Genomic DNA, 23,894 nt, shown 5'->3' on the forward strand with positions numbered 1-23,894 from the left:
ATGCCCCGTAAAACCTGGCGCGCCGCGCTCGCTGCCTATGCCAGCCCTTCGACGCTTGTTCTGTTGTTGCTCGGCTTTGCCGCCGGCCTGCCTTACATGTTGGTGTTTTCAACGCTTTCAGTGTGGCTGCGCGAGGCCGGTGTGGCCCGCGAAACCATCGGCTATGCGAGCTTGATCGGCCTGGCGTACGCCTTCAAATGGGTCTGGTCGCCGCTGCTCGACCAATGGCGCCTGCCCCTGCTCGGCAAACTCGGACGTCGTCGCTCCTGGCTGGTACTTGCCCAATCGCTGGTGATCCTTGGATTGATCGGGATGGGCTTTTGCGACCCGCAAAAGCATTTGTCGTGGTTGATCGCGATTGCGGTGGTCGTGGCATTCGCATCGGCCACCCAGGATATCGCGGTGGATGCCTATCGCCTGGAAATCGCCGACGACAGCCGCCAGGCCGCCCTGGCCGCCAGCTATATGTCCGGTTATCGCATAGCCGCCCTGCTCGCCACGGCGGGCGCACTGTTCTTTGCCGAGGGTTTCGGCTCAACGGGTTTCAACTACAAGCATTCGGCGTGGACCGGCACCTATGTACTGTTCGGCGCGCTGATGGTGCCCGCGCTGCTGACCACCCTGTTCATGCGCGAACCCAACGTACCGCTGCGCACCCAGTTGCAGGCCGGGCGCTACAGCTTCATGCATCAGCTTGTGTCTGTGTTTGTGCTGATCGTGCTGCTGGTGTCGGTGCCAGCGATGTTCACTCAGTTGTACAACACCGATTTCGCCAGCGTGCTGTTCCAGGGCGTGAGCCTGTGGCAATTGTTGCTGGAGGACCGCGCCTTCCTGCGCGCCATTCTCTACATCATCCTCACTGCGCTGTGCCTGTCGACCATGGGCCGCCGGGGCCTGGCCCCGGTGCTGACGCCGGTCAACGACTTTATCCTGCGCTACCGCTGGCAGGCGTTGCTGCTGCTCGGGCTGATCGCGACCTATCGCATGTCGGACACCGTCATGGGCGTGATGGCCAACGTGTTCTACATCGACCAGGGCTTCACGAAGGATCAGATTGCCGGCGTCAGCAAGATCTTCGGCCTGATCATGACCCTGGTCGGCGCCGGCATGGGCGGACTGCTGATTGTGCGGTTCGGCATCCTGCCGATCCTGTTTATCGGCGGCGTGGCCTCGGCCGCTACCAATCTGCTGTTCGTGATGCTCGCCGACATGGGCCCCGACCTGCAGATGCTGATCTTCACCATCTCACTGGACAATTTCAGCTCGGGCCTGGCGACCTCGGCGTTCGTGGCCTACCTGTCGAGCCTGACCAACCTCAAGTTCTCCGCCACGCAATACGCCCTGCTCAGCTCGATCATGCTGCTGCTGCCACGCCTGATCGGCGGCTACTCGGGGGTGATGGTGGAGAAGTTCGGCTATCACAATTTCTTCCTGATCACCTGCATGCTGGGTGTGCCGACGCTGCTGCTGATTGCGCTGCATTGGTATCAGGAGAATCGGCGGGCGCGATTGAATCCTCCCGCCGAAGAGTGACACGCCTCGGTCAATGTGGGAGCTGGCTTGCCTGCGATGCAGACACCTCGGTACGTCAGGCACGCCGCGTTGACGCCATCGCAGGCAAGCCAGCGCCCACCTGAAGCCCTCCCTTTCTGATGCCTGTACTCCGGCAGCAACCGCCCGTACAATCCCAAGTCATTTCAAGTCCAAGCAACCGACAACGGCCTACCATGCGTACCAGTCAATATTTGCTCGCCACACAGAAAGAAACGCCTTCCGACGCGGTTGTGATCAGCCATCAGCTGATGCTGCGCGCCGGCATGATCCGCAAACTGGCCTCGGGCCTGTACACCTGGCTGCCCATGGGTTTGAAGGTGATGCGCAAGGTCGAGGCCATCGTTCGCGAAGAGATGAACGCCGCCGGTTCTCTGGAAGTGTTGATGCCGAGCACCCAACCGGCTGAGCTGTGGCAGGAATCCGGGCGCTGGGAAGAGTACGGCCCTGAGCTTTTGCGCTTCAAGGACCGTCATGGCCGCGATTTCTGCGCCGGCCCGACCCACGAAGAAGTGATCACCGACCTGATGCGCAACGAGCTGAGCAGCTACAAGCAGCTGCCGCTGAACCTGTATCAGATCCAGACCAAGTTCCGTGACGAAATCCGCCCGCGCTTCGGCTTGATGCGTGGCCGTGAATTCATCATGAAGGACGCGTATTCGTTCCACGCTGACCAGGCCTCGCTGCAGGTCACCTATGACCGCATGCACCAGGCCTATTGCAACGTGTTCACGCGCCTGGGCCTGAAATTCCGCCCGGTTGAAGCGGACAACGGCTCCATCGGCGGCGCCGGCTCCCACGAATTCCACGTACTGGCCGAATCCGGTGAAGACGATATCGCCTTCAGCAACGGTTCCGACTACGCGGCGAACATCGAGAAAGCCGAAGCTGTGCCACGGGAAACTTCCCGCCCTGCGGCGGCTGAAGAACTGCGCCTGGTGGATACGCCCGAGACCAAGACCATCGCGGCCCTGGTGGAAAAATTCAATCTGCCGATTGAAAAGACCATCAAGACCCTGATCGTGCGCGCCGAGGAAGAAGGCAAGCTGATCGCCCTGGTGATCCGTGGCGACCACGAGCTCAACGAAATCAAGGCGGCCCAGCAACCTGGCGTGGCCAGCCCGCTGGTGATGGCCACCGATGCCGACCTGCGCGACGCCATTGGCGCCGGTGCTGGTTCCCTCGGCCCGCTGAACCTGCCGTTGCCGATCATCATCGACCGCTCGGTGGCACTGATGAGCGACTTCGCCATCGGCGCCAACATCGATGACAAGCACTACTTCGGCGTGAACTGGGAGCGTGACCTGCCCGTTCCGACCGTGGCCGACCTGCGCAACGTGGTGGCCGGCGACCCGAGCCCGGATGGCAAGGGCACCCTGGAAATCAAGCGCGGCATCGAAGTCGGGCACATCTTCCAGCTGGGCAACAAGTACAGCAAGGCGATGAAGTGCGAAGTGCTGGGCGAGAACGGCAAGCCGATCACCCTGGAAATGGGCTGCTACGGCATTGGTATTTCTCGCGTGGTGGCCGCTGCCATCGAGCAGAACAACGACGACAAGGGCATCATCTGGAGCGACGCACTGGCGCCGTTCCAGGTTGCCCTGGTGCCGCTGCGCTATGAAACCGAGCAAGTGCGCGAAGCCACCGACAAACTGTATGCCGAACTCACGGCCGCCGGTTTCGAAGTGCTGCTGGATGATCGGGACAAGAAAACCAGCCCGGGCATCAAGTTCGCCGACATGGAGCTGATTGGCATCCCGCACCGGATCGTGGTCAGTGACCGCGGCCTGGCCGATGGCAATCTGGAATACAAAAGCCGGACCGAAGCCGAAGCCCAACCGTTGCCGGTGGCTGACGTGCTGTCTTTCCTTCAGGCGCGTATTCGTCGCTGAAAACCAGATCAAGAGAAGTCATGTTCAAGCGAAACACCAGAGCCCTGGGGGGCGCCGCCTTGTGCGGCGCCCTGCTGGTCAGCGGCTGCGCCAACCAGATGTCACAACGCAGTGAGCACGAGGAGCGGGTCGAGCGCAAATTGCTCGATCACAGCCTGCAGATCGATGTAGGCGAGCCCAAAGTGCTGGAGCTGCCGCAGCGCCGGGTTCGCATTCACGAACAGAAGACCTTCGAAGTCACCGAATTCGAAGTCACCCGCCGCTACGACCGCTACACGCCCTACCAGCCCTGGCGCAAACTCTATGAGATGCCCCTGGGAGCCGTCGCCCTGGTGGCAGGCGCGGGAGCCAATGTGGCGAACATCTTCGCCCTCGGCAAACTGCCTGACAGCATGACCCACGACTGGCTGATCTACGGCGTGGACGGCCTCAACCCGTTCATGAACGTGCAGTCCCACGGTCGCGCGCAGCAGAACCTCGCCGGCATCGATGAAGTCCAGCGCGACAAGCGCCTGGAGTATTCGAGCCTGCCATGGAGCGAGCGCCCGGTGCAGGTCACTGCTGGCAGGCAAACCCACGAGCTGACCACCGACCGCAACGGCGTGCTGCGCCTGAACCTGCTGGACAGCCCGTTTGCCGAGCAGGACCTGAATCACATCACCACCCTGCTGATCAGCGTGCAGGATGGCCAGGACGATGTGCATTCGGATGCTTCCCTGGCGGTCAGCAGCGGCCTGCGCGGCAAGTTGCTGGAAGCCCACGGGCTGATTTTTGACGACCTGGAAGATGACGAAGTGAGCCAGTGGGTGCACCGGGTCAAGCGTCTGTCGGAGTTGGGCCTGGAAGAGGAAGCCAGCGAGCTGGAGCAGAGCCTGATCGAACTGACCCGCAATGATCCGGAGCTGCAGCAGGAGTTTCTGCAAGCGCTGACCAAGGAGGCGGGGCGGCTGGTGGCGGATCCCGGCGCCCGCTGAGTTTTCGCAAACGCTGTAAATCTAAATGTGGGAGGGGGCTTGCTCCCTCCCACATTTTGCTCCGGGTTTCTACCAGGAGAATTCCAACTGTTCATTGCCGCCGCTGAGGTCGAGCAACCGCACGCCAATCCCCAACAACCGCACCGGCTTGCCACCGCGATTGAACGCCTGCGTCATCAGCTGTTGATAACTCTCCAGATCCCGCCCTGCCCCGGCCTGCTCCAGCGTTGTCTGGGTAAAGTCATGAAATTTCACTTTCACGAACGGCTTGCCCGCGCGGTAGCTGCTGTCGATGCGCGCCATGCGCCCGGCCAGGGTGTCCATCAGTTCGGGCAGCTTGGCCAGGCAACTGGCAAGATCGGGAAGGTCCGTATCGAAGGTATTTTCCACGCTGATGGATTGTCGCCGACTGTCATTGTGCACCGCGCGTTCATCGATCCCGCGAGCCAGGCTCCACAAGCGCTCACCGAAACTGCCGAATTCACGCACCAGCGCCAGCTTGTTCCACTCACGCAACTGCAGGCAGTCCTCGATGCCCAGACGCGCGAGCTTGTCGGCGGTGACCTTGCCAACACCGTGCAGTTTGCTGACGCGCAACTGGGAGACAAAATCTTCGATCTGGTCCGGGGTAATCACAAACAGGCCGTTGGGTTTTTTCCAGTCGCTGGCGATCTTGGCCAGGAACTTGTTCGGCGCCACGCCGGCGGACACGGTGATGTGCAATTGATTGGAGACGCGGCGACGGATGTCCTGGGCGATGCGGGTGGCGCTGCCACCAAAATGCGGGCTGTCGGACACATCGAGGTAGGCTTCATCCAGCGACAGCGGCTCGATCAGATCGGTGTAGTCACGAAAGATCGTCTGGATTTCCTTCGAGGCTTCTTTATAGGCGTCCATGCGCGGCTTGACGATGGTCAGGTCCGGGCACAGTTTCAGCGCATGGCGTGACGACATGGCCGAGCGCACACCGTAAGCCCGCGCCTCATAGTTGCAGGTGGCGATCACTCCGCGCCGATCCGCAGACCCACCCACCGCCAACGGTTTTTGCGCCAGGCTCGGGTCATCGCGCATCTCGATGGCGGCGTAGAAGCAATCACAGTCGACGTGGATGATTTTGCGCTGCGTCATATAAAAACAGGGGTGTATTCCAACGGAAGGCCAGTATCGCACTCACCCCTGTATATAGCACCAGTAGTTTGATTCTTCCGCTTGAGCGGTAGGAAATTTACCCGATGAATATGTTTTCTCAATCGAATTGGAGCCACCGATAGAGCTGAGAAGCCCAGCCATACTGGGCCGGCGCCGCTAAAAGCGCTCCAGTGGAGAGCTAACCGATTGAACCACAAGCGCTTTTCTTCTATTTACGGGTTGACACACTCGCGTTCCTCTGTAGAATGCCGACACACAGACGCGGGATGGAGCAGTCTGGTAGCTCGTCGGGCTCATAACCCGAAGGTCGTCGGTTCAAATCCGGCTCCCGCAACCAAACATCAAAAAAGGCTACTCGAAAGAGTGGCCTTTTTTGTGCGTGCCTGTTTTATCAACGCCAGCATCGTGTCCGCTTAAAAACGGACTGCCGGGTGGTCCGACGCTGAGCAAGCCCGCTCGCCATAAACCTGTGTTCAATCGACCACTTAGGCGTCAGGCGTGGATTAATCACACTTATTTGCCGCGTCGGCCTATTAACGGTTGACACCTCGTCGCCGGACTGTACAATGCCGCCCACAGACGCGGGATGGAGCAGTCTGGTAGCTCGTCGGGCTCATAACCCGAAGGTCGTCGGTTCAAATCCGGCTCCCGCAACCAAACATCAGAAAAGGCTGCTCGAAAGAGTGGCCTTTTTTGTATCCGATGAAAAAGTTCTTCTTAAACAATGACCTGGCATCTTTCATGAAACCCTCCACGGTTTGTTGAGTCCATCTCATTGCACGCTATGCTCAATGTTCAAGCACTACCCTCTACGACCAATGGCCGCTGTCGCCGCCCCCGGTGTTCCGCGTTAACATTTGTACTTATTTTGTCCATAGGGATTGGTAACTTGGCTGGATACCTCCATCCTGTCGCGCACAATCCACGAGGTGATTGATGCGCGCCAACTCGTCTGAACCACAAGAGACCGTCACAGCGGAACAACCGATCGCTCCCGGCCGTTTGCGCTGGCTGGATCTGTTGAGCAAATACCGTCAGCCCATCGGGCTGGCCGTGACCTTGCTGCTGTTCGCTATTGCCCTGATCGCCTGTCGACACCTGCTGCTGGAGCTGGACCTCTACGCGCTCCACGACTCGATCCTGGAAGTGCCCAGGCCCGCCCTGCTCGGTGCCTTCGGCGCGGGCGTCGCAGGCTTCATCATTCTGCTGGGCTATGAGTTTTCCGGTGCGCGCTATGCCGGGGTGAAACTGCCTGCCAAGACGCTGACCCTCGGTGGTTTTACCGCCTTTGCCATCGGCAATGCGATTGGCCTGTCGATGCTCTCCGGCGGGTCGGTGCGCTACCGTCTATATGCACGCCACGGCGTCGGCGCCTCAGAAGTCGCGCACATGACCGTGTTCGCCAGCCTTGCGCTGGGCTGCGCCCTGCCACCGCTGGCTGCCCTGGCCACCTTGAGCAACCTGCCGGCGGCCTCGACCTACCTGCATTTGCCGCAAAGCCTGCTCGGAGGTGTGGCCGGCGCCGTGCTGCTGTTGTCGGCCGCGCTGTGCATCGGCATCTACCGCCGTCGCCTGCCGGAACAACCCTACCCGGACAACCTGCTGGTCAGGGCCGGGCGCCGCACCTTGCGCCTGCCGGGTCGCCGCCTGACCTTCCTGCAACTGATCATCACCGCGCTCGATGTGGCCGCTGCCGCCACCGTGCTCTATATGTTGCTGCCGGAAGCGCCGCCCTTCGGCCCGTTCCTGCTGGTGTACCTGCTGGCCCTGGCCGCCGGCGTACTCAGCCACGTACCGGGCGGCGTCGGGGTGTTCGAGGCGATCCTGCTGGCGGCGTTTGCCGACAAGCTCGGTGCTGCGCCATTGGCCGCCGCGCTGCTGCTGTACCGCATGATCTACGTGGTGCTGCCGCTGCTGATCGCCTGTGTGTTCCTGCTGGTCAATGAAGCCCAGCGCCTGTTCCAGACCCAGCAGAGTCTGCGGGTTGCTTCAGGGCTGGCGGCGCCAGTGTTGGCCGTACTGGTTTTTTTGTCCGGCGTGGTCCTGCTGTTCTCTGGCGCCACGCCCGAAATCGACTCACGCCTGGAAAACATCGGCTTCCTGATTCCCCACCGCCTGATTGACGCCTCGCACTTTGGTGCCAGCCTGATCGGCGTGCTGTGCCTGTTGCTGGCCCAGGGCCTGCGTCGACGCTTGTCGGCCGCCTGGATGCTGACCATGGTGCTGCTGCTGACGGGCGCCCTGCTGTCGCTGCTCAAGGGGTTCGACTGGGAAGAAGCCAGTCTGATGACCATGACAGCGGTGCTGCTGGCGATCTTCCGCCGCTCGTTCTACCGCGCCAGCCGCCTCACCGAGTTGCCGTTCTCGCCGCTTTACCTGGTGGCCAGCGTGTGCGTACTGGGTGCGTCGATCTGGCTGCTGCTGTTCGCCTATCAGGATGTGCCTTACAGCCATCAGCTGTGGTGGCAGTTCACCCTCGACGCCAACGCGCCGCGCGGCCTGCGCTCGCTGCTGGGCGCCGCGGTGCTGCTGGTGATCGTGTCGCTGACCTGGCTGCTGCGCACCGCCCGTCCGATCATTCACCTGCCGACCCCGGACGAACTGGAGCGCGCCACTCGCATCCTGATGGCGTCATCGCAGCCCGATGGCGGCCTGGCACTGACCGGCGACAAAGCCCTGCTGTTCCACCCCAACGACGAAGCCTTTCTGATGTACGCCCGTCGCGGGCGCAGCCTGGTGGCCTTGTACGACCCCATCGGCCCGACCCAGCCACGCGCCGAAATGATCTGGCAGTTCCGCGACCTGTGCGACATCCACCACGCGCGTCCGGTGTTCTATCAGGTGCGCGCCGAAAACCTGCCGTACTACATGGACATCGGCCTCACCGCGATCAAGCTGGGCGAAGAAGCCCGGGTCGACCTCAAGCGCTTTGACCTGGAAGCGAAGGGCAAAGAGATGAAGGACCTGCGCTACACCTGGAACCGTGGCACCCGGGACGGCTTGTCCCTGGAGATCTTCGAGCCAGGCCAGGCGCCAATGGACGAGCTCAAGGTCATCTCCGATGCCTGGCTGACCGGCAAGAATGTGCGCGAAAAGGGGTTTTCCCTGGGACGCTTCAGCGACGACTACCTCAAGCACTTTCGCATCGCGATCATTCGCTTCGAAGGGCGTACGGTGGCCTTCGCCAATTTGCTCGAGACCTACAACCACGACCTGGCCAGCCTCGACCTGATGCGCGCGCACCCCGATGCGCCAAAGCTGACCATGGAATTCATGATGGTCGGCCTGATCCAGCATTATAAGAACCACGGCTACGCCCGCTTCAGCCTCGGCATGGTGCCGTTGTCGGGCCTGCAACCACGCCGTGGCGCACCGTTGACCCAGCGCCTGGGTTCGATGGTGTTCCGCCGTGGCGAGCAACTGTATAACTTCCAAGGTTTGCGCCGCTTCAAAGACAAATTCCAGCCTGACTGGGAACCTCGTTATATGGCCGTGCCCGCCGGACTTGATCCGCTGGTGGCACTGGCCGACACCGCCGCCCTGATCGCGGGCGGCTTGACTGGATTGGTGAAACGCTGATGATTCGACGTTCCTGGCGGTATGTATTGGCCATCGTGGTGTTGCTCGCCCTGATCGCAGGCGGCGGCTTCTGGTACTGGACCCGCCCTGCCCCGCAGCCGGTGCTGGAGCAGATGCCCCAGGCCGATGGCACGGTGATGACCCTTGTGACCCCCGCTGCCGCAGCCAAAGCCCGCGTGGCCGTGGCAGTGCCGGCTGATCAAACCCTGACCGACAGCCAACTGATCGCCCTGAGCCAGGGCGGCAAGGCGCAGATTGTCCAGGTGATCCTGCCAAAGGACGACTGCAAGCTACAGGAACAGGCGCTGCAAACTGCCCTGAGCCAGCTCAAGGGCCCCGCGACACTGGTCAGCGGCATCGGCCCTGGCGCCGCCCTCGCCTGGCGCTGGCTGGCCACCCAGAACGACGACAAGGCCAACGCCATCTCCGTCGGCTTCGCCCTGGTGCAGGAAGGCTGCAAGGACCCGCTGCCGAAAACCGCCGCCCATGGCAACTGGCTGGTTGCATGGAACGATAACCCTGACGATGAAAGCGCCAGCTTCGTACGGGATACTCCGCGCGCCACCACCAGCATCAGCGACTACGACATCCATTACCCGCAAGTGCTGAACAATGAGCTGCGCAAGCAACTGGTGGGTTCGGACAACGGCGGCCTGGCCATCCCGGTCGTCGAAGTGCCTGCCGGTCAAGCCAAGGACACTGTCACCCTGTTCCTCTCCGGTGACGGCGGCTGGCGCGACCTGGACCGCGACGTGGCCGGTGAAATGGCCAAGATCGGCTACCCGGTCGTGGGCATCGACACCCTGCGCTACTACTGGCAGCACAAGAGCCCGGAACAAAGCGCCAAGGACCTCACCGAGCTGATGCAGCACTACCGGCAGAAATGGGGCACCAAGCGTTTCGTGCTGACTGGCTATTCGTTTGGCGCCGACGTACTGCCGGCGATCTACAACCGTCTGCCGGAAAATGAACAGCAGCGGGTCGATGCAATCATCCTGCTCGCATTCGCCCGCACCGGCAGCTTTGAAATCGAAGTGGAAGGATGGCTGGGCAACGCCGGCAAAGAGGCCGCCACCGGCCCGGAAATGGCCAAGTTGCCACCTGAGAAAGTGGTGTGCATCTATGGCGCCGAAGAAGTCGACGAGAGCGGCTGCACCGACAAGACGGCCGTGGGTGAGGCGTTGAAATTGCCGGGCGGGCATCACTTCGACGAGAACTATCCGGCGCTGGCCAAGCGCCTGGTGGAGATCATCGTGAAGCACCAGGCTAAAACCGAATAACGCAGGCTTTACGCTGTACACCATGTGGGAGGGGGCTTGCTCCCGATAGCGGTGGATCAGTCAACATCTTCAGTGACTGACTCTCTGCAATCGGGAGCAAGCCCCCTCCCACATGTGTTTTGTATTGTCGGTAATACCTAGCGTGGCTCGATGTGGGCGATCATCAATTGCACAGTCTCGTTGCCGCGAAACTCGTTTACATCGAGCTTGTAGGCCAATTCCACCCAACGTACGGTCGGGTTCGGCCAGACTTCACGGTCCACTCCAAACGCAATGCCGTCGAGCTTCAGCGAACCGCATTCGCTCTTGAGCACCACCTTCAGGTGCCGCTCGCCCACCACGCGCTGCTCCACCAGCTGGAACACACCATGGAACACCGGCTCGGGAAAGTGCTGTCCCCACGGCCCGGCATGGCGCAGCGCGCGGGCCAGTTCCAGGTGAAATTCTTCCACGGCCAGGGTGCCGTCTGTCAGCAGGCGGCCGGTGAGGTCTTCTTCGCGCAGTTGACGACGCACTTCGGCATCAAAGGCCTGCGCAAACAACGGAAAGTTCACCTCGGGCAGTGTCAGCCCTGCCGCCATGGCGTGGCCGCCGTATTTGGCGATCAGGTTGGGGTGCTGGCTGGCCACCACGGCCAGCGCATCACGAATATGAAAGCCCTGCACCGAACGCCCTGAGCCCTTGAGCAAACCATCGCCCGCATCGGCGAACGCAATGGTGGGGCGAAAATAGCGCTCCTTCATGCGCGAGGCCAGGATACCGATCACGCCCTGGTGCCACTCCGGATCGAACAGGCACAAGCCATAGGGCATCGACTCCACCGGCAGGTCTTTGAGCTGGGCCAGGGCCTCGCGCTGCATGCCTTGCTCGATGGACTTGCGGTCCTGGTTCATGCCGTCCAACTGCGCGGCCATTTCCCGGGCGGCAGCCATATCGGTGGTGAGCAGGCATTCAATGCCCAGACTCATATCGTCCAGACGACCGGCGGCGTTGAGCCGTGGCCCGAGGATAAACCCGAGGTCGGTGGAGGTGATGCGTGCCGCGTCGCGCTTGGCCACTTCAAGGATCGCCTTGATCCCTGGCCGGGCGCGACCGGCGCGAATGCGCTCCAGGCCCTGATGCACCAGGATGCGGTTATTGGCATCCAGCGGCACCACGTCGGCGACGCTGCCCAGGGCCACCAGGTCGAGCAGATCACCGATGTTCGGTTGCGGCTTGTCAGCGTACCAACCCAGGTCGCGCAAGCGCGCACGCAGGGCCATCAGCACATAGAAAATCACGCCAACGCCAGCCAGAGCCTTGCTGGGGAACTCACAGCCCGGCTGGTTCGGGTTGACGATCGCGTCGGCAGCCGGCAATTCGTCACCCGGCAAGTGGTGATCGGTGACCAGCACCTTGAGCCCCGCCGCCTTTGCCGCCGCCACGCCTTCGACGCTGGAAATGCCGTTGTCCACGGTGATCAGCAACTGCGGCTCACGCTGCAACGCCACGGCGACGATTTCCGGGGTCAGGCCATAGCCATATTCGAAGCGGTTGGGCACCAGGTAATCCACATGGGCCGCGCCGAGCAAGCGCAGGCCCAGGGTGCCCACGGTGCTGGCAGTGGCGCCATCGGCATCGAAGTCACCGACGATCAGGATGCGCTGGCGCTGTTCCAGGGCGACCACCAGCAGGTCCACCGCCGCGTCGATGCCCTTGAGCCGCTGATAGGGAATCAACTGCTTGAGGCTTTTATCCAGCTCGACCTCGGACCGCACCCCGCGCGCAGCGTAGAGGCGGGTCAACAGCGGTGGCAAATCACCGAGAAACGGCAGGACAGCGGGCAACGGACGGGGATCGATACGCATGGGACGGGATGGGATCTCTATGGGGGATTTTAGCTTCAAGCTTGCAGCTGCAACGCTTCAACCGCGCTCGCCAACCAGCCATTGCAATTGCACTTCATGCTGACCACGGTCGTCGGTGACGAAGATCGTACCTTCACTGATCATCACATCCCACTTGATCACCCGTGGCATGTCCTTGGCCAACACCTCGAGGATTTCCTGGGGCACGGCGGCGATGTGCACGTTCTTCAGATTATTGGCCACCGGGACCACCTTGCCTTCCCACACACGCAGGCTGCCGTAGGCCAGCAGGCTGGTGCGTTCGGTACGGCGCGAGCACCAGGTCAGGCGGTCGGCATCCGGCTGGCCGACTTCAATCCAGTGCAACACCCGATCATCCAGGCTTTTTTCCCATAGGGCAGGCTCATCAACATCCGACAGACCGCGCCCGAACGCCAGTTGCTCGTTGTACCAAAGGGCGTACGCCAGCAGGCGCACGGTCATGCGCTCTTCGGTTTCCGAAGGGTGGCGGGCGATGGTTTGTTTGACGCTCTCATACACCGAACGGTCAAGGTCAGTGAGGTTGAGTTCGAATTTGTAGGTCGTGGACGGCTGGGCCATGAACGGGCTTCTAGAGACAGGGAAAGGCGGCCAGTCTAACCGATGGAGAGCGCATTCAACGAATCCTGCGCTGCATCATCCTTATCCCTGAATGGCGCGCCTATGTTAAAAGCATCCCATCCCCTCCCCGCCCAGCGCAGACAAGGATCACCATGTCGTTTAATGCCAAGCCGCTTGCCGGCCTCAAAGTCATCGAACTCGGCACCCTCATCGCCGGCCCGTTTGCTTCGCGTATCTGCGCCGAGTTCGGTGCCGAGGTGATCAAGGTCGAGTCGCCGGACGGCGGCGACCCACTGCGTAAATGGCGCAAGCTGTACGAAGGCACTTCGCTGTGGTGGTTCGTGCAGGCGCGCAACAAGAAGTCGCTGACGCTGAACCTCAAACACCCTGATGGCCTGGCGATTCTCAAGCAGTTGCTGGCAGACGCCGACATCCTGATCGAAAACTTCCGCCCCGGCGTGCTGGAAAAGCTCGGGCTGGGATGGGAGACCCTGCATGCGTTGAACCCGAAACTGGTGATGGTGCGCCTTTCGGGATTTGGCCAGACCGGGCCGATGAAAGACCAGCCGGGGTTCGGCGCCGTGGGCGAGTCCATGGGTGGGCTGCGCTACATCACCGGCTTCGAGGACCGACCGCCAGTGCGCACGGGCATCTCCATCGGCGATTCGATTGCCGCGCTGTGGGCGGTGATCGGCGCATTGATGGCGTTGCGACATCGTGAGGTCAATGGAGGGCTAGGCCAAGTGGTGGATGTGGCGCTGTATGAAGCCATCTTCGCCATGATGGAAAGCATGATCCCGGAGTTCGATGTGTTCGGGTTTATCCGCGAGCGCACCGGCAATATCATGCCCGGCATTACACCGTCCTCGATCCACACCAGCGCCGACGGCAAGCATGTGCAAATCGGCGCCAACGGCGACGCTATTTTCAAGCGTTTCATGTCGGCTATCGGCCGTGAAGACTTGGCGAACGATCCGCAACTGGCCAGCAATGACGGGCGTGACAGCCGTCGCGACGAGCTGTACGGCGTCATTGATCGCTGGGTCAATTCGCTGCCGCTGAAGCAGGTGGTGGAGCAGTTGAACAAGGCCGACGTGCCTGCCAGCCGAATCTACAGCGCCGAAGACATGCTCGGCGATCCGCAGTTTCTCGCACGGGAAATGTTCCTCAAGGCGCAGTTGCCGGGCGGCAAGGACTTCAAGATGCCAGGCATCGTGCCCAAGCTTTCGGACACGCCGGGCAGCTGTGAATGGGTCGGGCCGCAATTGGGCGAGCACAACGCTGTATTGCTGACCGAGCTGGGCTATGACACGGCGGCGATTGCCAGTCTGCGTGAACAGGGGGCGATCTGACGCAGTGACAAATCGCGGGCAAAAAGAAACCCTGAAGTGTGGGGAGACACTTCAGGGTTAAACGTGGCCTTACAATGACCGGTACAACAAGCCACAAACACCGGAGCACAATGTTTGCTCTTGCTGTTAAAAAATCTGACCGAGCATGCTGTGGGAAGTTTCCATCAATAAACAATTCTTCATGCCAGCGCCGCACCGCGTGTCTGTGCCGCACTGCGCAAGGCCGCGATAACCGAAGGCTCCACGCGCCCTTCGGCAATTTTGATGTCGCGCAGCAGGCAATCCACCACGTCCACGAGCAAACGCTTATCCATCAATTGAAACGGGTCGACTTCACGCTCGACCACGATAGCGCCGGCCGGATTCTTCACGGTCACCAGGCTCTCGCCCTGCACACCAGAGGTGGTCAGCGTAACCTGATAAGGGCTCAGTGCTTCTGCGAGCAATAGGCTGATACTTTCCATCTCGATCACCACTCAATAGTTCGGGAACAATCGTCTTAACGGGTGCTGCATCTATCCTAAGTGACTGGTTCTGACGTAGGAAAGTTCGCTTTTTCGTCTTTCAAAGGTTGCAGGGGGATGACGAGACCAGCATGCGCTTGCAACATGACAGGCAAAAAACGGCGGCACATAACTGCTTACGCAATGGGCTGCTGTTTTGGGGCTTGCCGGGAGTTGAGTCTGGAGGTGAATCCTATACTCGGTGAGCGCTGCACGACTGGAGCATGGCAAAAGGCCCCTATTGCGAAGGATGATTACGATGGTGGAAAACAAAGAGGAGCAGGCAACAATGGAGAGGATGCATGCCGATGTAAGGCGGATCTACGCCGAGATATCACGCATGCAGGCAGAGCGAGACAAGCTCAAGTCCGAGTCACTTAAGATTACCTGTGAAACGTTCTGGTACCCCATGGGGGTGGCGATGGCCGTAGTCGCAACCATCGCTTCAATCACCGGAGTGGCAATCAAACTGCTTATGTAATCAGGACGCTGCCGGGCCTGCCACACACAAAAACGCCGCTGCCCCAGGGATGGGAAAGCGGCGTTTCGATTTTCGCGGGATGCCTTACAAAGGCTTACCTCGATTGCCATGCTGGCTGACAAACGCCTGCACCGCCTTCAGGTCATTGGCCAGCACTGTGCAGCGCTCTTCACGCTCAAACAGGTCGGCCATGTGCTTGGGCAACTCCAGCGCCTTGCCAACGCCGGCCTTCTCCACCGCTTCCGGGAATTTGACCGGGTGCGCGGTGCCGAGGATCACCATCGGAATATCCAGGCTGCGACGGCATTCGCGTGCTGCCTTAACGCCGATGGCAGTGTGCGGGTCGAGCAGTTCACCGGTCCGGGCATAGACTTCAGCGATGGTTTCGCAGGTTTGCGCGTCGTCCACCGCCAGGGAATCGAACAGCTTGCGGGTTTCGGTCCAGCGCTCCTGCTCGACGCTGAAACCGCCACCGCTCCTGAACGTGCTCATCAGATCGGCGATGGCGGCACCATTGCGACCGTGCATGTCGAACAGCAGGCGCTCGAAGTTCGACGAGACCATGATGTCCATCGACGGCGACAGCGTGGCGTGCAGGGTTTCCTTCACATACCCGTTGCCGCTCATGAAGCGATGCAGGATGTCGTTGCGGTTGGTGGCGACGATCAACTGGTTGATCGGCAGGCCCATGTTGCGCGCCAGGTAGCCGGCGAAGATGTCGCCGAAGTTGCCGGTCGGTACCGAGAACGATACCGAACGGGCCGGCCCGCCCAACTGCAGCGAGGCATGGAAGTAGTAGACGATCTGGGCCATGATCCGCGCCCAGTTGATCGAGTTCACCGCCACCAGGCGCGTGCCTTTGAGGAAGCTCTGGTCGGCAAAGCTGTTCTTGACCATCTCCTGGCAGTCATCGAAGTTGCCTTCGATGGCGATATTGTGGATGTTCTCGCCGAAAATCGTGGTCATCTGACGACGTTGCACCTCCGACACGCGCTGGTGCGGGTGCAGGATGAAAATGTCGACGTTCTCGCAGTGCTTGCAGCCTTCGATGGCCGCCGAGCCGGTATCACCGGAGGTGGCGCCCATGATGACCACGCGCTCGCCGCGCTTTGCCAGCACGTAATCGAGCAGACGACCCAACAGTTGCAGGGCGAAATCCTTGAACGCCAGGGTCGGACCGTGGAACAGCTCAAGCACCCACTCGTTACCGTCCAATTGGCGCAACGGTGCGATGGCACTGTGGGAAAACACGCCGTAGGTTTCTTCCAGGATCTTCTTGAAGTCCGCGTCCGGGATGCTGCCCGTGACGAACGGGCGCATCACCCGGAACGCCAGCTCGTGATACGGCAGGCCAACCCATGAAGCGATTTCTTCCTGGGTGAAACGTGGCAGGTTTTCCGGCACATACAGGCCGCCGTCGGTGGCGAGACCTGTCAGTAAAACGTCTTCGAAATTCAGGGCCGGTGCCTGGCCGCGGGTACTGATGTAGCGCATGGGGGCAAACCTTCGTTTTGGGCTTCAAGCTTTAGGCTACACGCTGCAAGTTGGAGCAGATCTGCTTTTACTTGCAGCGTGCAGGTTAACGCTTGCCGCTTGATTAATTGAGATGTTCGACACGAATCCGTACCACCGGACCAACCACGCCCTGCAACGCTTCCATGGCGGCGATGGCTTCGTTGATATGCCGTTCAAGCACACGGTGGGTCAGCAGGATCATCGGCACCTGGCCGTTCTGCTCCTCGACTTCCTTCTGCATGATCGACTCGATGTTGATCCCGCGCTCCGACAGGATGCTGGCCACCTGGGCCAACACGCCCGGATGATCCTGGGCCTGGATGCGCAGGTAGTAAGCACTTTCGCACGCTTCAATCGGCAGGATCGGGTGGGCCGACAGCGAGTCCGGCTGGAAGGCCAGGTGCGGCACGCGGTTTTCCGGGTCACTGGTCATGGCGCGGACCACGTCCACCAGGTCGGCGATCACCGACGAGGCGGTCGGCTCCATGCCGGCACCGGCACCGTAGAACAGGGTGGAGCCGGCGGCGTCGCCGTTGACCATCACGGCATTCATCACCCCGTTGACGTTGGCGATCAGGCGATCAGCCGGTATCAGCGTCGGGTGCACACGCAACTCGATGCCCGCCGGGGTGCTGCGCGCCACGCCAAGGTGCTTGATGCGGTAGCCCAAGGCTTCGGCGTAGTTCACGTCGGCGGTGGTCAGCCGGGTGATGCCTTCGGTGTAGGCCTTATCGAACTGCAGCGGGATACCGAACGCAATGGAGGCCAGGATAGTCAGCTTGTGGGCCGCGTCGATGCCTTCCACGTCAAAGGTCGGGTCAGCTTCGGCGTAACCCAGGGCCTGGGCTTCGGCGAGCACATCCTCAAAGGTACGGCCCTTCTCGCGCATCTCGGTGAGGATGAAGTTACCGGTGCCGTTGATGATGCCCGCTACCCAGTTGATGCGGTTGGCGGACAGGCCTTCGCGAATGGCCTTGATCACCGGTATGCCACCGGCCACGGCGGCTTCGAACGCAACGATCACACCCTTCTCGCGCGCCCTGGCGAATATTTCGTTGCCGTGTACGGCAATCAGCGCCTTGTTGGCAGTGACCACGTGCTTGCCATTTTCGATGGCCTTGAGCACCAGTTCGCGCGCCACGGTGTACCCGCCCACCAACTCGATGACGATATCGATTTCAGGGTTGGTGGCAACAGCGAAGACGTCGTTGGTAATCGCAATACCGGTCGTTTGGAACTGAGGCTTTGGCGAACGCGTGGCAATCTGCGCCACTTCAATCCCGCGACCTGCACGGCGGGATATTTCCTCAGCATTGCGCTGAAGTACGTTGAAGGTGCCGCCACCGACGGTCCCTAACCCACAGATGCCTACTTTGACCGGTTTCACTGAAGAACTCCCCATGAAACGGCCGACGCTAGGTCGGCCGTGGAAAACAGCCGCACAACCGCGGCTTTCAATTAGTGGCCCGCAGGTTTGGCGGCGAGCCCTGATCGTCGAATATACGACGATACTGGTTTATTTGGCATTCAACGCCAGTTTGGCAACTTGCGGTGCCGGCTGGTAGCCCGGAATCACCTGACCGTCAGCCAAAACGATGGCCGGTGTACCGTTCACGCCGATGGACTGACCGAGGGCAAACTGTTTGGAAACCGGATTGGCACATTTTGCCGCCTTGATTTCCTTGCCATCGACCATCTTGTCCATGGCGGCTTTCTTGTCAGCCGAGCACCAGACCGCCTGCAACTGCTCGTCACCCGGCGAGCCCAGGCCCTGACGCGGGAACGCCACATAACGCACCTCGACACCCAGCTTGTTCAGCGCCGGCACTTCGGCGTGCAGTTTGTGGCAGTACGGGCAGGTGGTGTCGGTAAACACGGTGATGTGGGTCTTGGTCTCGCCGATTGCCGGGTACACCACGGTCTCGGCCACCGGAATGCCGTTGATCAACTTGGAGACGCCCAGGCGTTCGGCTTTCTCGGTCAGGTTGACCGGCTTGCCATCCTTGAGCTGGAACAGGTAGCCCTGGACGATGTACTGGCCATCGGCACTGGCGTACAGCACGCGACTGCCCTTGAGCTTGACTTCATACAAGCCGGCCATGGGGCTGGCGCTGATGCTTTCGATGGGCGTATCGAGCTGCAGGTTGGCCAGGCTCTTGCGAATGGTCTGCTCGGCGGCGTCATCGGCGAAGGCAACGCTGGAAACCAACGCAATGGCTGCGGCGGCAATAATCTGGATCAAGCGCATGGAAACTCCTGAGGGGCAGATGCAGGGACGGTGCAGTCAAGCCGATTGGAAACTCGGGGCCGGACCGTCGCCTTTGCTAACCGGCAAAGCCTACCACAGTTGGGCCGCAGGGCAGCTCGCAGCGGCATAAATTGGGCGTTTTCAGCCGCGTGGGTGGTGCCTGGCATGCATATCCTGCAAGCGTGCCCGCGCAACGTGGGTATAAATCTGGGTGGTGGACAAGTCGCTGTGGCCGAGCAGCATTTGCACCACCCGCAAATCGGCACCGTGATTGAGCAAATGGGTGGCGAAGGCATGGCGCAAGGTATGCGGCGACAGGGTCTTGCCGATCCCGGCGACCTTGGCCTGGTGCTTGATACGGTGCCAGAAGGTCTGACGCGTCATCTGCTCACCGCGCTGGCTGGGGAACAGCACATCGCTGGGACGTCCGCCGAGCAGCTCATGGCGCGCGTCGCGCATGTAGCGCTCCACCCACACAATCGCCTCCTCGCCCATGGGCACCAGACGCTCCTTGCTGCCCTTGCCCATCACCCGCAGCACGCCCTGGCGCAGGTTGATCTGCTCAAGGGTCAGGCTGATCAGCTCGGTCACTCGCAGGCCGCACGCGTAAAGCACCTCCAGCATGGCACGGTCACGCTGACCGATGGCTTCGCTCAGGTCAGGGGCGGCGAGCAAGGCATCGACGTCGGCCTCTGACAGCGACTTGGGCAATGGCCTGCCCAGTTGCGGCATGTCGATCTGCAGGGTCGGGTCGAGAGTGATGAGCTTTTCCCGCAGCAAATAACGGTAAAAGCCGCGCACCCCCGAGAGAAATCGTGCAGTGGAACGCGGCTTGTAGTTTTGCTCCAGGCGCCAGGCCAGGTGATCGAGGATCAGCTCGCGACCGGCATTGATCAGCTCGAGGTGCTTTTCCTGCAGCCAGCCATTGAACAAGGCCAGATCGCTGCGATAGGCCTGGCGAGTGTTGTCCGACAGGCCTTTTTCCAGCCAGAGGGCGTCGAGGAAGTGGTCGATCAGAGGGTGGTCGATGGCGGGCATGGGGACTCAGGCTGATGGCGGTGGTATCGGGTAGATCCTATCGCAGGCAAGCCAGCTCACCTATGTTGATAGGTAAACATATTCAAGTGCGGGAGCTGGCTTGCCTGCGATGGCTGCGACGCGGTTGCGGGCCAGTCAACAAATCCCGGGCACAAAAAAGCAGCCCGAAGGCTGCTTTTTTCTGCATCGGAAAGCTGGACTTAAGCCAGTTTTTCCTTGATGCGAGCTGCTTTACCGGACAGGTCACGCAGGTAGTACAGCTTGGCTTTACGTACGTCACCGCGACGCTTGACGGCCATGCTGTCGATTTGCGGGCTGTAGGTCTGGAAAGTACGCTCTACGCCAACACCGTTGGAGATTTTACGAACAGTGAAAGCACTGTTCACACCACGGTTACGCTTGGCGATTACCACGCCTTCGAACGCTTGCAGACGCGAACGGTCGCCTTCCTTCACTTTCACCTGAACGACAATGGTGTCGCCCGGGGCAAAGGTAGGGATCTCTTTGGTCATCTGCTCTGCTTCGAGTGCAAGGATGATTTTGTTAGTCATGCTGTGCTCCTAAGGTAAGTCATTGGACCTACCATCGATACGTTGTTAACTATCGTCCCGCGCGAGGATGTATTCCTCGAGCAGCTTCTTCTCTTCTCCAGAAAGCGAGCGGCTATCCAGAAGATCGGCGCGTCGTTCATAGGTCCGACCAAGGGACTGCTGTAAACGCCAACGCCGGATGTGTGCGTGATTGCCACTTAGCAACACGTCGGGAACACGCTGATCCGCATACACCTCCGGGCGGGTGTAGTGCGGGCAATCCAGCAAACCATCCGTGAAGGAATCTTCCTCCGCAGAGTCCGCATGCCCTAAAGCTCCAGGCAGCAGCCGTGTAACCGCATCTATCAGGACCATCGCCGGCAGCTCACCGCCAGACAGGACATAGTCCCCAATCGACCACTCTTCATCGACATGAGCGTCAATAAAACGCTCGTCAATGCCTTCATAGCGACCGGCAATCAGGATTAATGCTTCCTCATTCGCCAGTTCGCGGACCCCAGCCTGTTTCAGCTGACGGCCTTGAGGGGACAGGTAAATTACCTTCGCCTTCTCCCCGGCAGCTGCCTTGGCCTGAACCAATGCGTCTTCCAGGGGCTTGATCTTCATCACCATGCCCGGGCCACCGCCAAATGGGCGATCGTCCACAGTGTGATGCCGATCCGTCGTGTAGTCTCGCGGATTCCAACAGGTGAGCTGCAACAGCCCCTGCTTCACCGCCCGACTGGTGATGCCGTACTCGCTGATGGCGGAAAACATCTCGGGAAACAAACTGATCACTTCAATGCGCAAATTAGCCACGCTTAGAAGTCCGCGTCCCATTCCACCTTCATCTCGCCTGCGGCCAGGTCGACGGCCAACACGCAATGCCCTGTATAGGGCAACAGCCGTTCGCGATCATCCAGGCTGCCAGCGCAAGGCTTGACCACCATTACATCATTGGCGCCGGTTTCCAGAAGGTGATCGATTTTCCCGAGCAATTGCCCCAGTTGATCAATGACCTTCAGACCTTCCAGCTGGTACCAGTAGTACTCGCCGTCGGTCAATTCAGGGAACAGGTTGCGCGGCACGCAGATCTCATAACCGGCCAGAAGACGAGCTTCTTCACGGTCATCAAGACCCTTGAGCTTTGCGACCAGGAACTTGTCGCTCCCGCGTCCACTGACCAGCTCGACCTGTTTCACACTACCTTCGCGCTTGAGCGTCCAGGTTTTGTACTGCAACAGGTTTTCAGTCGGATCAGTAAAGGAATACACCTTCACTTCGCCGCGAACGCCATGAACAGAGTAAATCTTGCCGATAACGATCAAATCATCAGCAACAGCTGGCGTCGCGTTCATATTGCTCAGGCTGCGGCCTTAGCCGAGTCCTTCAACAGCTTTGCAACGCGCTCGGATGGCTGTGCACCCACGCTCAGCCAGTAGGCTACGCGCTCTTGGTTCACGGACAGACGAACTTCTTGACCACGAGCGATCGGGTTGAAGAAACCAACCTGTTCCTTGTGCGAACCGTCGCGCGGGTTGCGGCTGTCGGTTACGGTCAAGTGGTAAAACGGGCGCTTTTTGGAGCCGCCAAGGGCAAGACGGATTGTTAGCATGTGAACATCGTTCCTGTAGTCGGTGCTGCAAATCTAAATGCACAGCGGGCATAGGTGCCCGAAAGGCCGCATATTCTAAGGAATATCCGGACTTTTGCAAATGTCTTTTTCCGGCGCCTACCCGCGTGCCATTCAGATCTGCTATAGAGCCGTCGGTTAAAACGGCGAGTCAGCCCCCGCCAACGGCGGGTTTGCTGGAGATCCCACATCCGTGTGGGTCGCAGCGCAAGCAGTGCCTGCGCTCGAATACTTTACATTTTAGGCATGCCGCCGCCGGGCAACATACCGCCCATGCCGCGCATCATCTTGGCCATCCCGCCCTTGGCGGAGAATTTCTTCATCATCTTCTGCATCTGCTTGTGCTGCTTGATCAAGCGACCGATGTCCTGCACCTGGGTGCCGGACCCCATGGCGATCCGGCGCTTGCGCGAACCGCTGATCAGCTCAGGGTCGCGGCGCTCGGCCGGGGTCATGGAATTGATGATGGCTTCCATCTGCTTGAACTGCTTCTCTGCCGCGCCCTGGGCGTTGCCCATCTGCGCCAGGTTCACACCGCCGATGTTCGGCAGTTTGTCCATCAGGCCGCCGAGGCCGCCCATGTTCTTCATCTGCTGAAGCTGATCACGGAAGTCTTCGAGATCGAAGCCCTTGCCCTTCTTCAACTTCTTGGCCAGCTTGTCGGCCTTGTCCTTGTCGAGGGTGGCTTCGGCCTGCTCGATCAGGCTGAGCACGTCGCCCATGCCGAGGATGCGCGAAGCAATACGCTCAGGGTGGAACGGCTCGAGCGCTTCGCTCTTCTCGCCCATACCGATGAACTTGATCGGTTTGCCGGTAATGGCCCGTACCGACAGCGCGGCACCACCACGGGCATCGCCGTCGACCTTGGTGAGGATCACGCCGGTCAGCGGCAGCGCATCACCAAAGGCCTTGGCGGTGTTGGCCGCATCCTGGCCTGTCATGGCGTCGACCACGAACAGCGTCTCGACCGGGTTGATCGCGGCATGCAGCGCCTTGATCTCGCCCATCATCTCTTCGTCGATGTGCAGACGACCGGCGGTGTCGACGATGACCACGTCGATGAATTTGAGCTTCGCTTCTTTAATAGCCGCGTTGGCGATGTCGACCGGCTTCTGGCTCAGGTCCGACGGGAAGAAGGTCACGCCCACTTCGCCCGCGAGCATTTCCAGCTGCTTGATGGCGGCCGGACGATAAACGTCAGCCGACACCACCATCACCGACTTCTTCTTGCGCTCTTTAAGGAAGCGCGCCAGCTTGCCAGCGGTGGTGGTTTTACCTGCACCCTGCAGACCAGCCATCAGCACGACGGCCGGCGGCACGGCGCTGAGGTTCAGGTCTTCGTTGGCTGCGCCCATCAGGCTTTCGAGTTCGGCCTGGACGATCTTCACGAACGCCTGGCCCGGCGTCAGGCTGCGCGACACTTCAGTGCCGACCGCACGTTCCTTGACCGAGTTGACGAAGTCCTTGACCACCGGCAGGGCGACGTCGGCTTCCAGCAACGCCATGCGCACTTCGCGCAGGGTGTCTTTAATATTGTCCTCGGTCAGCTTGGCCTTGCCGGTAACGTGGCGCAGCGTCTGCGAGAGACGGTCAGTCAGGTTTTCAAACATGCGCGATCCTTTCAGGCCCCATTCATCGAAATGCTTTGGTAGACCGAGGTAATGACGGCCCAGGCTGTGGTAAATCGCTATTAAAAACAGCGCTCGGCGAGCCTGCGGCGTG

Annotated in this window: 20 protein-coding genes and 2 tRNA genes; 9 read left to right on the plus strand and 13 right to left on the minus strand. The window is 60.5% G+C overall.

What is annotated here, in order from left to right:
- From H045_RS15745 to H045_RS15755, 3 genes are all read left to right on the plus strand, one after another.
- Entirely contained in the window at window positions 1-1,533 is a 1,533-nt protein-coding gene (locus H045_RS15745; RefSeq protein WP_003238884.1) for an AmpG family muropeptide MFS transporter, read from the plus strand.
- A 194-nt stretch (window positions 1,534-1,727) separates the two neighbouring features.
- Window positions 1,728-3,443, plus strand: coding sequence for a proline--tRNA ligase (locus H045_RS15750; RefSeq protein ID WP_003238887.1), 1,716 nt, complete (start codon window positions 1,728-1,730; stop codon window positions 3,441-3,443).
- A gap of 20 nt (window positions 3,444-3,463) precedes the next feature.
- Window positions 3,464-4,417: a hypothetical protein gene (locus tag H045_RS15755; RefSeq protein ID WP_015372872.1), complete on the plus strand. Its 954-nt coding sequence runs from the start codon at window positions 3,464-3,466 to the stop codon at window positions 4,415-4,417.
- Between the two features lie 69 nt (window positions 4,418-4,486).
- Here the strand turns inward: H045_RS15755 and dinB are convergent, their stop codons facing one another.
- Window positions 4,487-5,545, minus strand: a complete 1,059-nt coding sequence (dinB, locus tag H045_RS15760; RefSeq protein ID WP_015372873.1) for a DNA polymerase IV — start codon at window positions 5,543-5,545, stop codon at window positions 4,487-4,489.
- A 281-nt stretch (window positions 5,546-5,826) separates the two neighbouring features.
- Between dinB and H045_RS15765 the strand changes: the two genes are divergently transcribed.
- The 4 genes from H045_RS15765 to H045_RS15780 all read left to right on the plus strand — a co-directional run bounded on the left by H045_RS15765 (window position 5,827) and on the right by H045_RS15780 (window position 10,425).
- Window positions 5,827-5,903: transfer RNA gene (locus H045_RS15765), tRNA-Met, on the plus strand.
- Window positions 5,904-6,146: 243 nt separating this feature from the next.
- Window positions 6,147-6,223: transfer RNA gene (locus H045_RS15770), tRNA-Met, on the plus strand.
- 279 nt (window positions 6,224-6,502) lie between these two features.
- The gene (gene mprF / locus H045_RS15775) at window positions 6,503-9,145 is read left to right on the plus strand and encodes a bifunctional lysylphosphatidylglycerol flippase/synthetase MprF (RefSeq protein WP_015372874.1); all 2,643 of its coding nucleotides are present in this window, start codon (window positions 6,503-6,505) and stop codon (window positions 9,143-9,145) included.
- Complete coding sequence (locus tag H045_RS15780; RefSeq protein ID WP_003238896.1) at window positions 9,145-10,425, plus strand: virulence factor family protein; 1,281 nt, start codon at window positions 9,145-9,147, stop codon at window positions 10,423-10,425. Before mprF ends, H045_RS15780 begins: the two co-directional genes overlap by 1 nt.
- A gap of 137 nt (window positions 10,426-10,562) precedes the next feature.
- On the opposite strand, the gene recJ is transcribed toward H045_RS15780, so the two are convergent.
- Entirely contained in the window at window positions 10,563-12,272 is a 1,710-nt protein-coding gene (gene recJ / locus H045_RS15785) for a single-stranded-DNA-specific exonuclease RecJ (protein ID WP_015372875.1), read from the minus strand.
- Window positions 12,273-12,329: 57 nt separating this feature from the next.
- Window positions 12,330-12,872 carry a YaeQ family protein gene (locus tag H045_RS15790; protein WP_003238901.1) on the minus strand — a complete coding sequence of 181 codons (543 nt, stop codon included), beginning with the start codon at window positions 12,870-12,872 and terminating at the stop codon, window positions 12,330-12,332.
- 152 nt (window positions 12,873-13,024) lie between these two features.
- Here H045_RS15790 and H045_RS15795 point away from each other — a divergent pair, with 152 nt between their 5' ends.
- A complete protein-coding gene (locus H045_RS15795) occupies window positions 13,025-14,224 on the plus strand; it encodes a CaiB/BaiF CoA transferase family protein (protein WP_015372876.1) in 1,200 nt (399 codons plus the stop codon).
- A gap of 179 nt (window positions 14,225-14,403) precedes the next feature.
- Here the strand turns inward: H045_RS15795 and H045_RS15800 are convergent, their stop codons facing one another.
- On the minus strand, window positions 14,404-14,688 hold the full coding sequence (locus tag H045_RS15800; RefSeq protein ID WP_003238906.1) for a DUF3509 domain-containing protein: 285 nt from the start codon (window positions 14,686-14,688) through the stop codon (window positions 14,404-14,406).
- A gap of 298 nt (window positions 14,689-14,986) precedes the next feature.
- Between H045_RS15800 and H045_RS15805 the strand changes: the two genes are divergently transcribed.
- Entirely contained in the window at window positions 14,987-15,208 is a 222-nt protein-coding gene (locus H045_RS15805) for a hypothetical protein (protein WP_015372877.1), read from the plus strand.
- Between the two features lie 84 nt (window positions 15,209-15,292).
- Here H045_RS15805 and thrC read toward each other — a convergent pair whose 3' ends face one another.
- The 9 genes from thrC to ffh all read right to left on the minus strand — a co-directional run bounded on the left by thrC (window position 15,293) and on the right by ffh (window position 23,782).
- Complete coding sequence (gene thrC, locus H045_RS15810) at window positions 15,293-16,702, minus strand: threonine synthase (RefSeq protein WP_003238910.1); 1,410 nt, start codon at window positions 16,700-16,702, stop codon at window positions 15,293-15,295.
- Between the two features lie 103 nt (window positions 16,703-16,805).
- Window positions 16,806-18,110, minus strand: a complete 1,305-nt coding sequence (locus H045_RS15815) for a homoserine dehydrogenase (protein ID WP_003238913.1) — start codon at window positions 18,108-18,110, stop codon at window positions 16,806-16,808.
- A 129-nt stretch (window positions 18,111-18,239) separates the two neighbouring features.
- The gene (locus H045_RS15820; protein WP_003238915.1) at window positions 18,240-18,971 is read right to left on the minus strand and encodes a thioredoxin fold domain-containing protein; all 732 of its coding nucleotides are present in this window, start codon (window positions 18,969-18,971) and stop codon (window positions 18,240-18,242) included.
- Window positions 18,972-19,112: 141 nt separating this feature from the next.
- Window positions 19,113-20,009 (minus strand): site-specific tyrosine recombinase XerD, encoded by an 897-nt coding sequence (gene xerD, locus H045_RS15825; RefSeq protein WP_015372878.1) that lies wholly within the window; start codon window positions 20,007-20,009, stop codon window positions 19,113-19,115.
- Window positions 20,010-20,209: 200 nt separating this feature from the next.
- Entirely contained in the window at window positions 20,210-20,560 is a 351-nt protein-coding gene (rplS, locus tag H045_RS15830; protein WP_003175895.1) for a 50S ribosomal protein L19, read from the minus strand.
- 45 nt (window positions 20,561-20,605) lie between these two features.
- Window positions 20,606-21,379, minus strand: coding sequence for a tRNA (guanosine(37)-N1)-methyltransferase TrmD (gene trmD, locus H045_RS15835; protein ID WP_169895696.1), 774 nt, complete (start codon window positions 21,377-21,379; stop codon window positions 20,606-20,608).
- A complete protein-coding gene (gene rimM / locus H045_RS15840) occupies window positions 21,361-21,897 on the minus strand; it encodes a ribosome maturation factor RimM (protein WP_015372879.1) in 537 nt (178 codons plus the stop codon). Before rimM ends, trmD begins: the two co-directional genes overlap by 19 nt.
- A 5-nt stretch (window positions 21,898-21,902) precedes the next feature.
- Window positions 21,903-22,154 carry a 30S ribosomal protein S16 gene (gene rpsP / locus H045_RS15845; RefSeq protein ID WP_003238923.1) on the minus strand — a complete coding sequence of 84 codons (252 nt, stop codon included), beginning with the start codon at window positions 22,152-22,154 and terminating at the stop codon, window positions 21,903-21,905.
- Between the two features lie 251 nt (window positions 22,155-22,405).
- A complete protein-coding gene (gene ffh / locus H045_RS15850; RefSeq protein ID WP_003193965.1) occupies window positions 22,406-23,782 on the minus strand; it encodes a signal recognition particle protein in 1,377 nt (458 codons plus the stop codon).
- Window positions 23,783-23,894 lie beyond the last annotated feature (112 nt).

Source organism: Pseudomonas poae RE*1-1-14 (assembly GCF_000336465.1).
GTDB lineage: Bacteria > Pseudomonadota > Gammaproteobacteria > Pseudomonadales > Pseudomonadaceae > Aquipseudomonas > Aquipseudomonas poae.

Bases quoted from the DNA above. Each gene is read 5' to 3' on its own strand.
- H045_RS15795 (WP_015372876.1), top strand. From the start codon at position 13,025: ATGTCGTTTAATGCCAAGCCGCTTGCCGGCCTCAAAGTCATCGAACTC.
- ffh (WP_003193965.1), bottom strand. From the start codon at position 23,782: ATGTTTGAAAACCTGACTGACCGTCTCTCGCAGACGCTGCGCCACGTT.
- rpsP (WP_003238923.1), bottom strand. From the start codon at position 22,154: ATGCTAACAATCCGTCTTGCCCTTGGCGGCTCCAAAAAGCGCCCGTTT.
- xerD (WP_015372878.1), bottom strand. From the start codon at position 20,009: ATGCCCGCCATCGACCACCCTCTGATCGACCACTTCCTCGACGCCCTC.
- H045_RS15805 (WP_015372877.1), top strand. From the start codon at position 14,987: ATGGTGGAAAACAAAGAGGAGCAGGCAACAATGGAGAGGATGCATGCC.
- mprF (WP_015372874.1), top strand. From the start codon at position 6,503: ATGCGCGCCAACTCGTCTGAACCACAAGAGACCGTCACAGCGGAACAA.
- trmD (WP_169895696.1), bottom strand. From the start codon at position 21,379: ATGGGACGCGGACTTCTAAGCGTGGCTAATTTGCGCATTGAAGTGATC.
- H045_RS15790 (WP_003238901.1), bottom strand. From the start codon at position 12,872: ATGGCCCAGCCGTCCACGACCTACAAATTCGAACTCAACCTCACTGAC.
- rimM (WP_015372879.1), bottom strand. From the start codon at position 21,897: ATGAACGCGACGCCAGCTGTTGCTGATGATTTGATCGTTATCGGCAAG.
- thrC (WP_003238910.1), bottom strand. From the start codon at position 16,702: ATGCGCTACATCAGTACCCGCGGCCAGGCACCGGCCCTGAATTTCGAA.
- rplS (WP_003175895.1), bottom strand. From the start codon at position 20,560: ATGACTAACAAAATCATCCTTGCACTCGAAGCAGAGCAGATGACCAAA.
- dinB (WP_015372873.1), bottom strand. From the start codon at position 5,545: ATGACGCAGCGCAAAATCATCCACGTCGACTGTGATTGCTTCTACGCC.
- H045_RS15820 (WP_003238915.1), bottom strand. From the start codon at position 18,971: ATGCGCTTGATCCAGATTATTGCCGCCGCAGCCATTGCGTTGGTTTCC.
- H045_RS15780 (WP_003238896.1), top strand. From the start codon at position 9,145: ATGATTCGACGTTCCTGGCGGTATGTATTGGCCATCGTGGTGTTGCTC.
- H045_RS15800 (WP_003238906.1), bottom strand. From the start codon at position 14,688: ATGGAAAGTATCAGCCTATTGCTCGCAGAAGCACTGAGCCCTTATCAG.
- H045_RS15755 (WP_015372872.1), top strand. From the start codon at position 3,464: ATGTTCAAGCGAAACACCAGAGCCCTGGGGGGCGCCGCCTTGTGCGGC.
- H045_RS15745 (WP_003238884.1), top strand. From the start codon at position 1: ATGCCCCGTAAAACCTGGCGCGCCGCGCTCGCTGCCTATGCCAGCCCT.
- recJ (WP_015372875.1), bottom strand. From the start codon at position 12,272: ATGCGTATCGATCCCCGTCCGTTGCCCGCTGTCCTGCCGTTTCTCGGT.
- H045_RS15750 (WP_003238887.1), top strand. From the start codon at position 1,728: ATGCGTACCAGTCAATATTTGCTCGCCACACAGAAAGAAACGCCTTCC.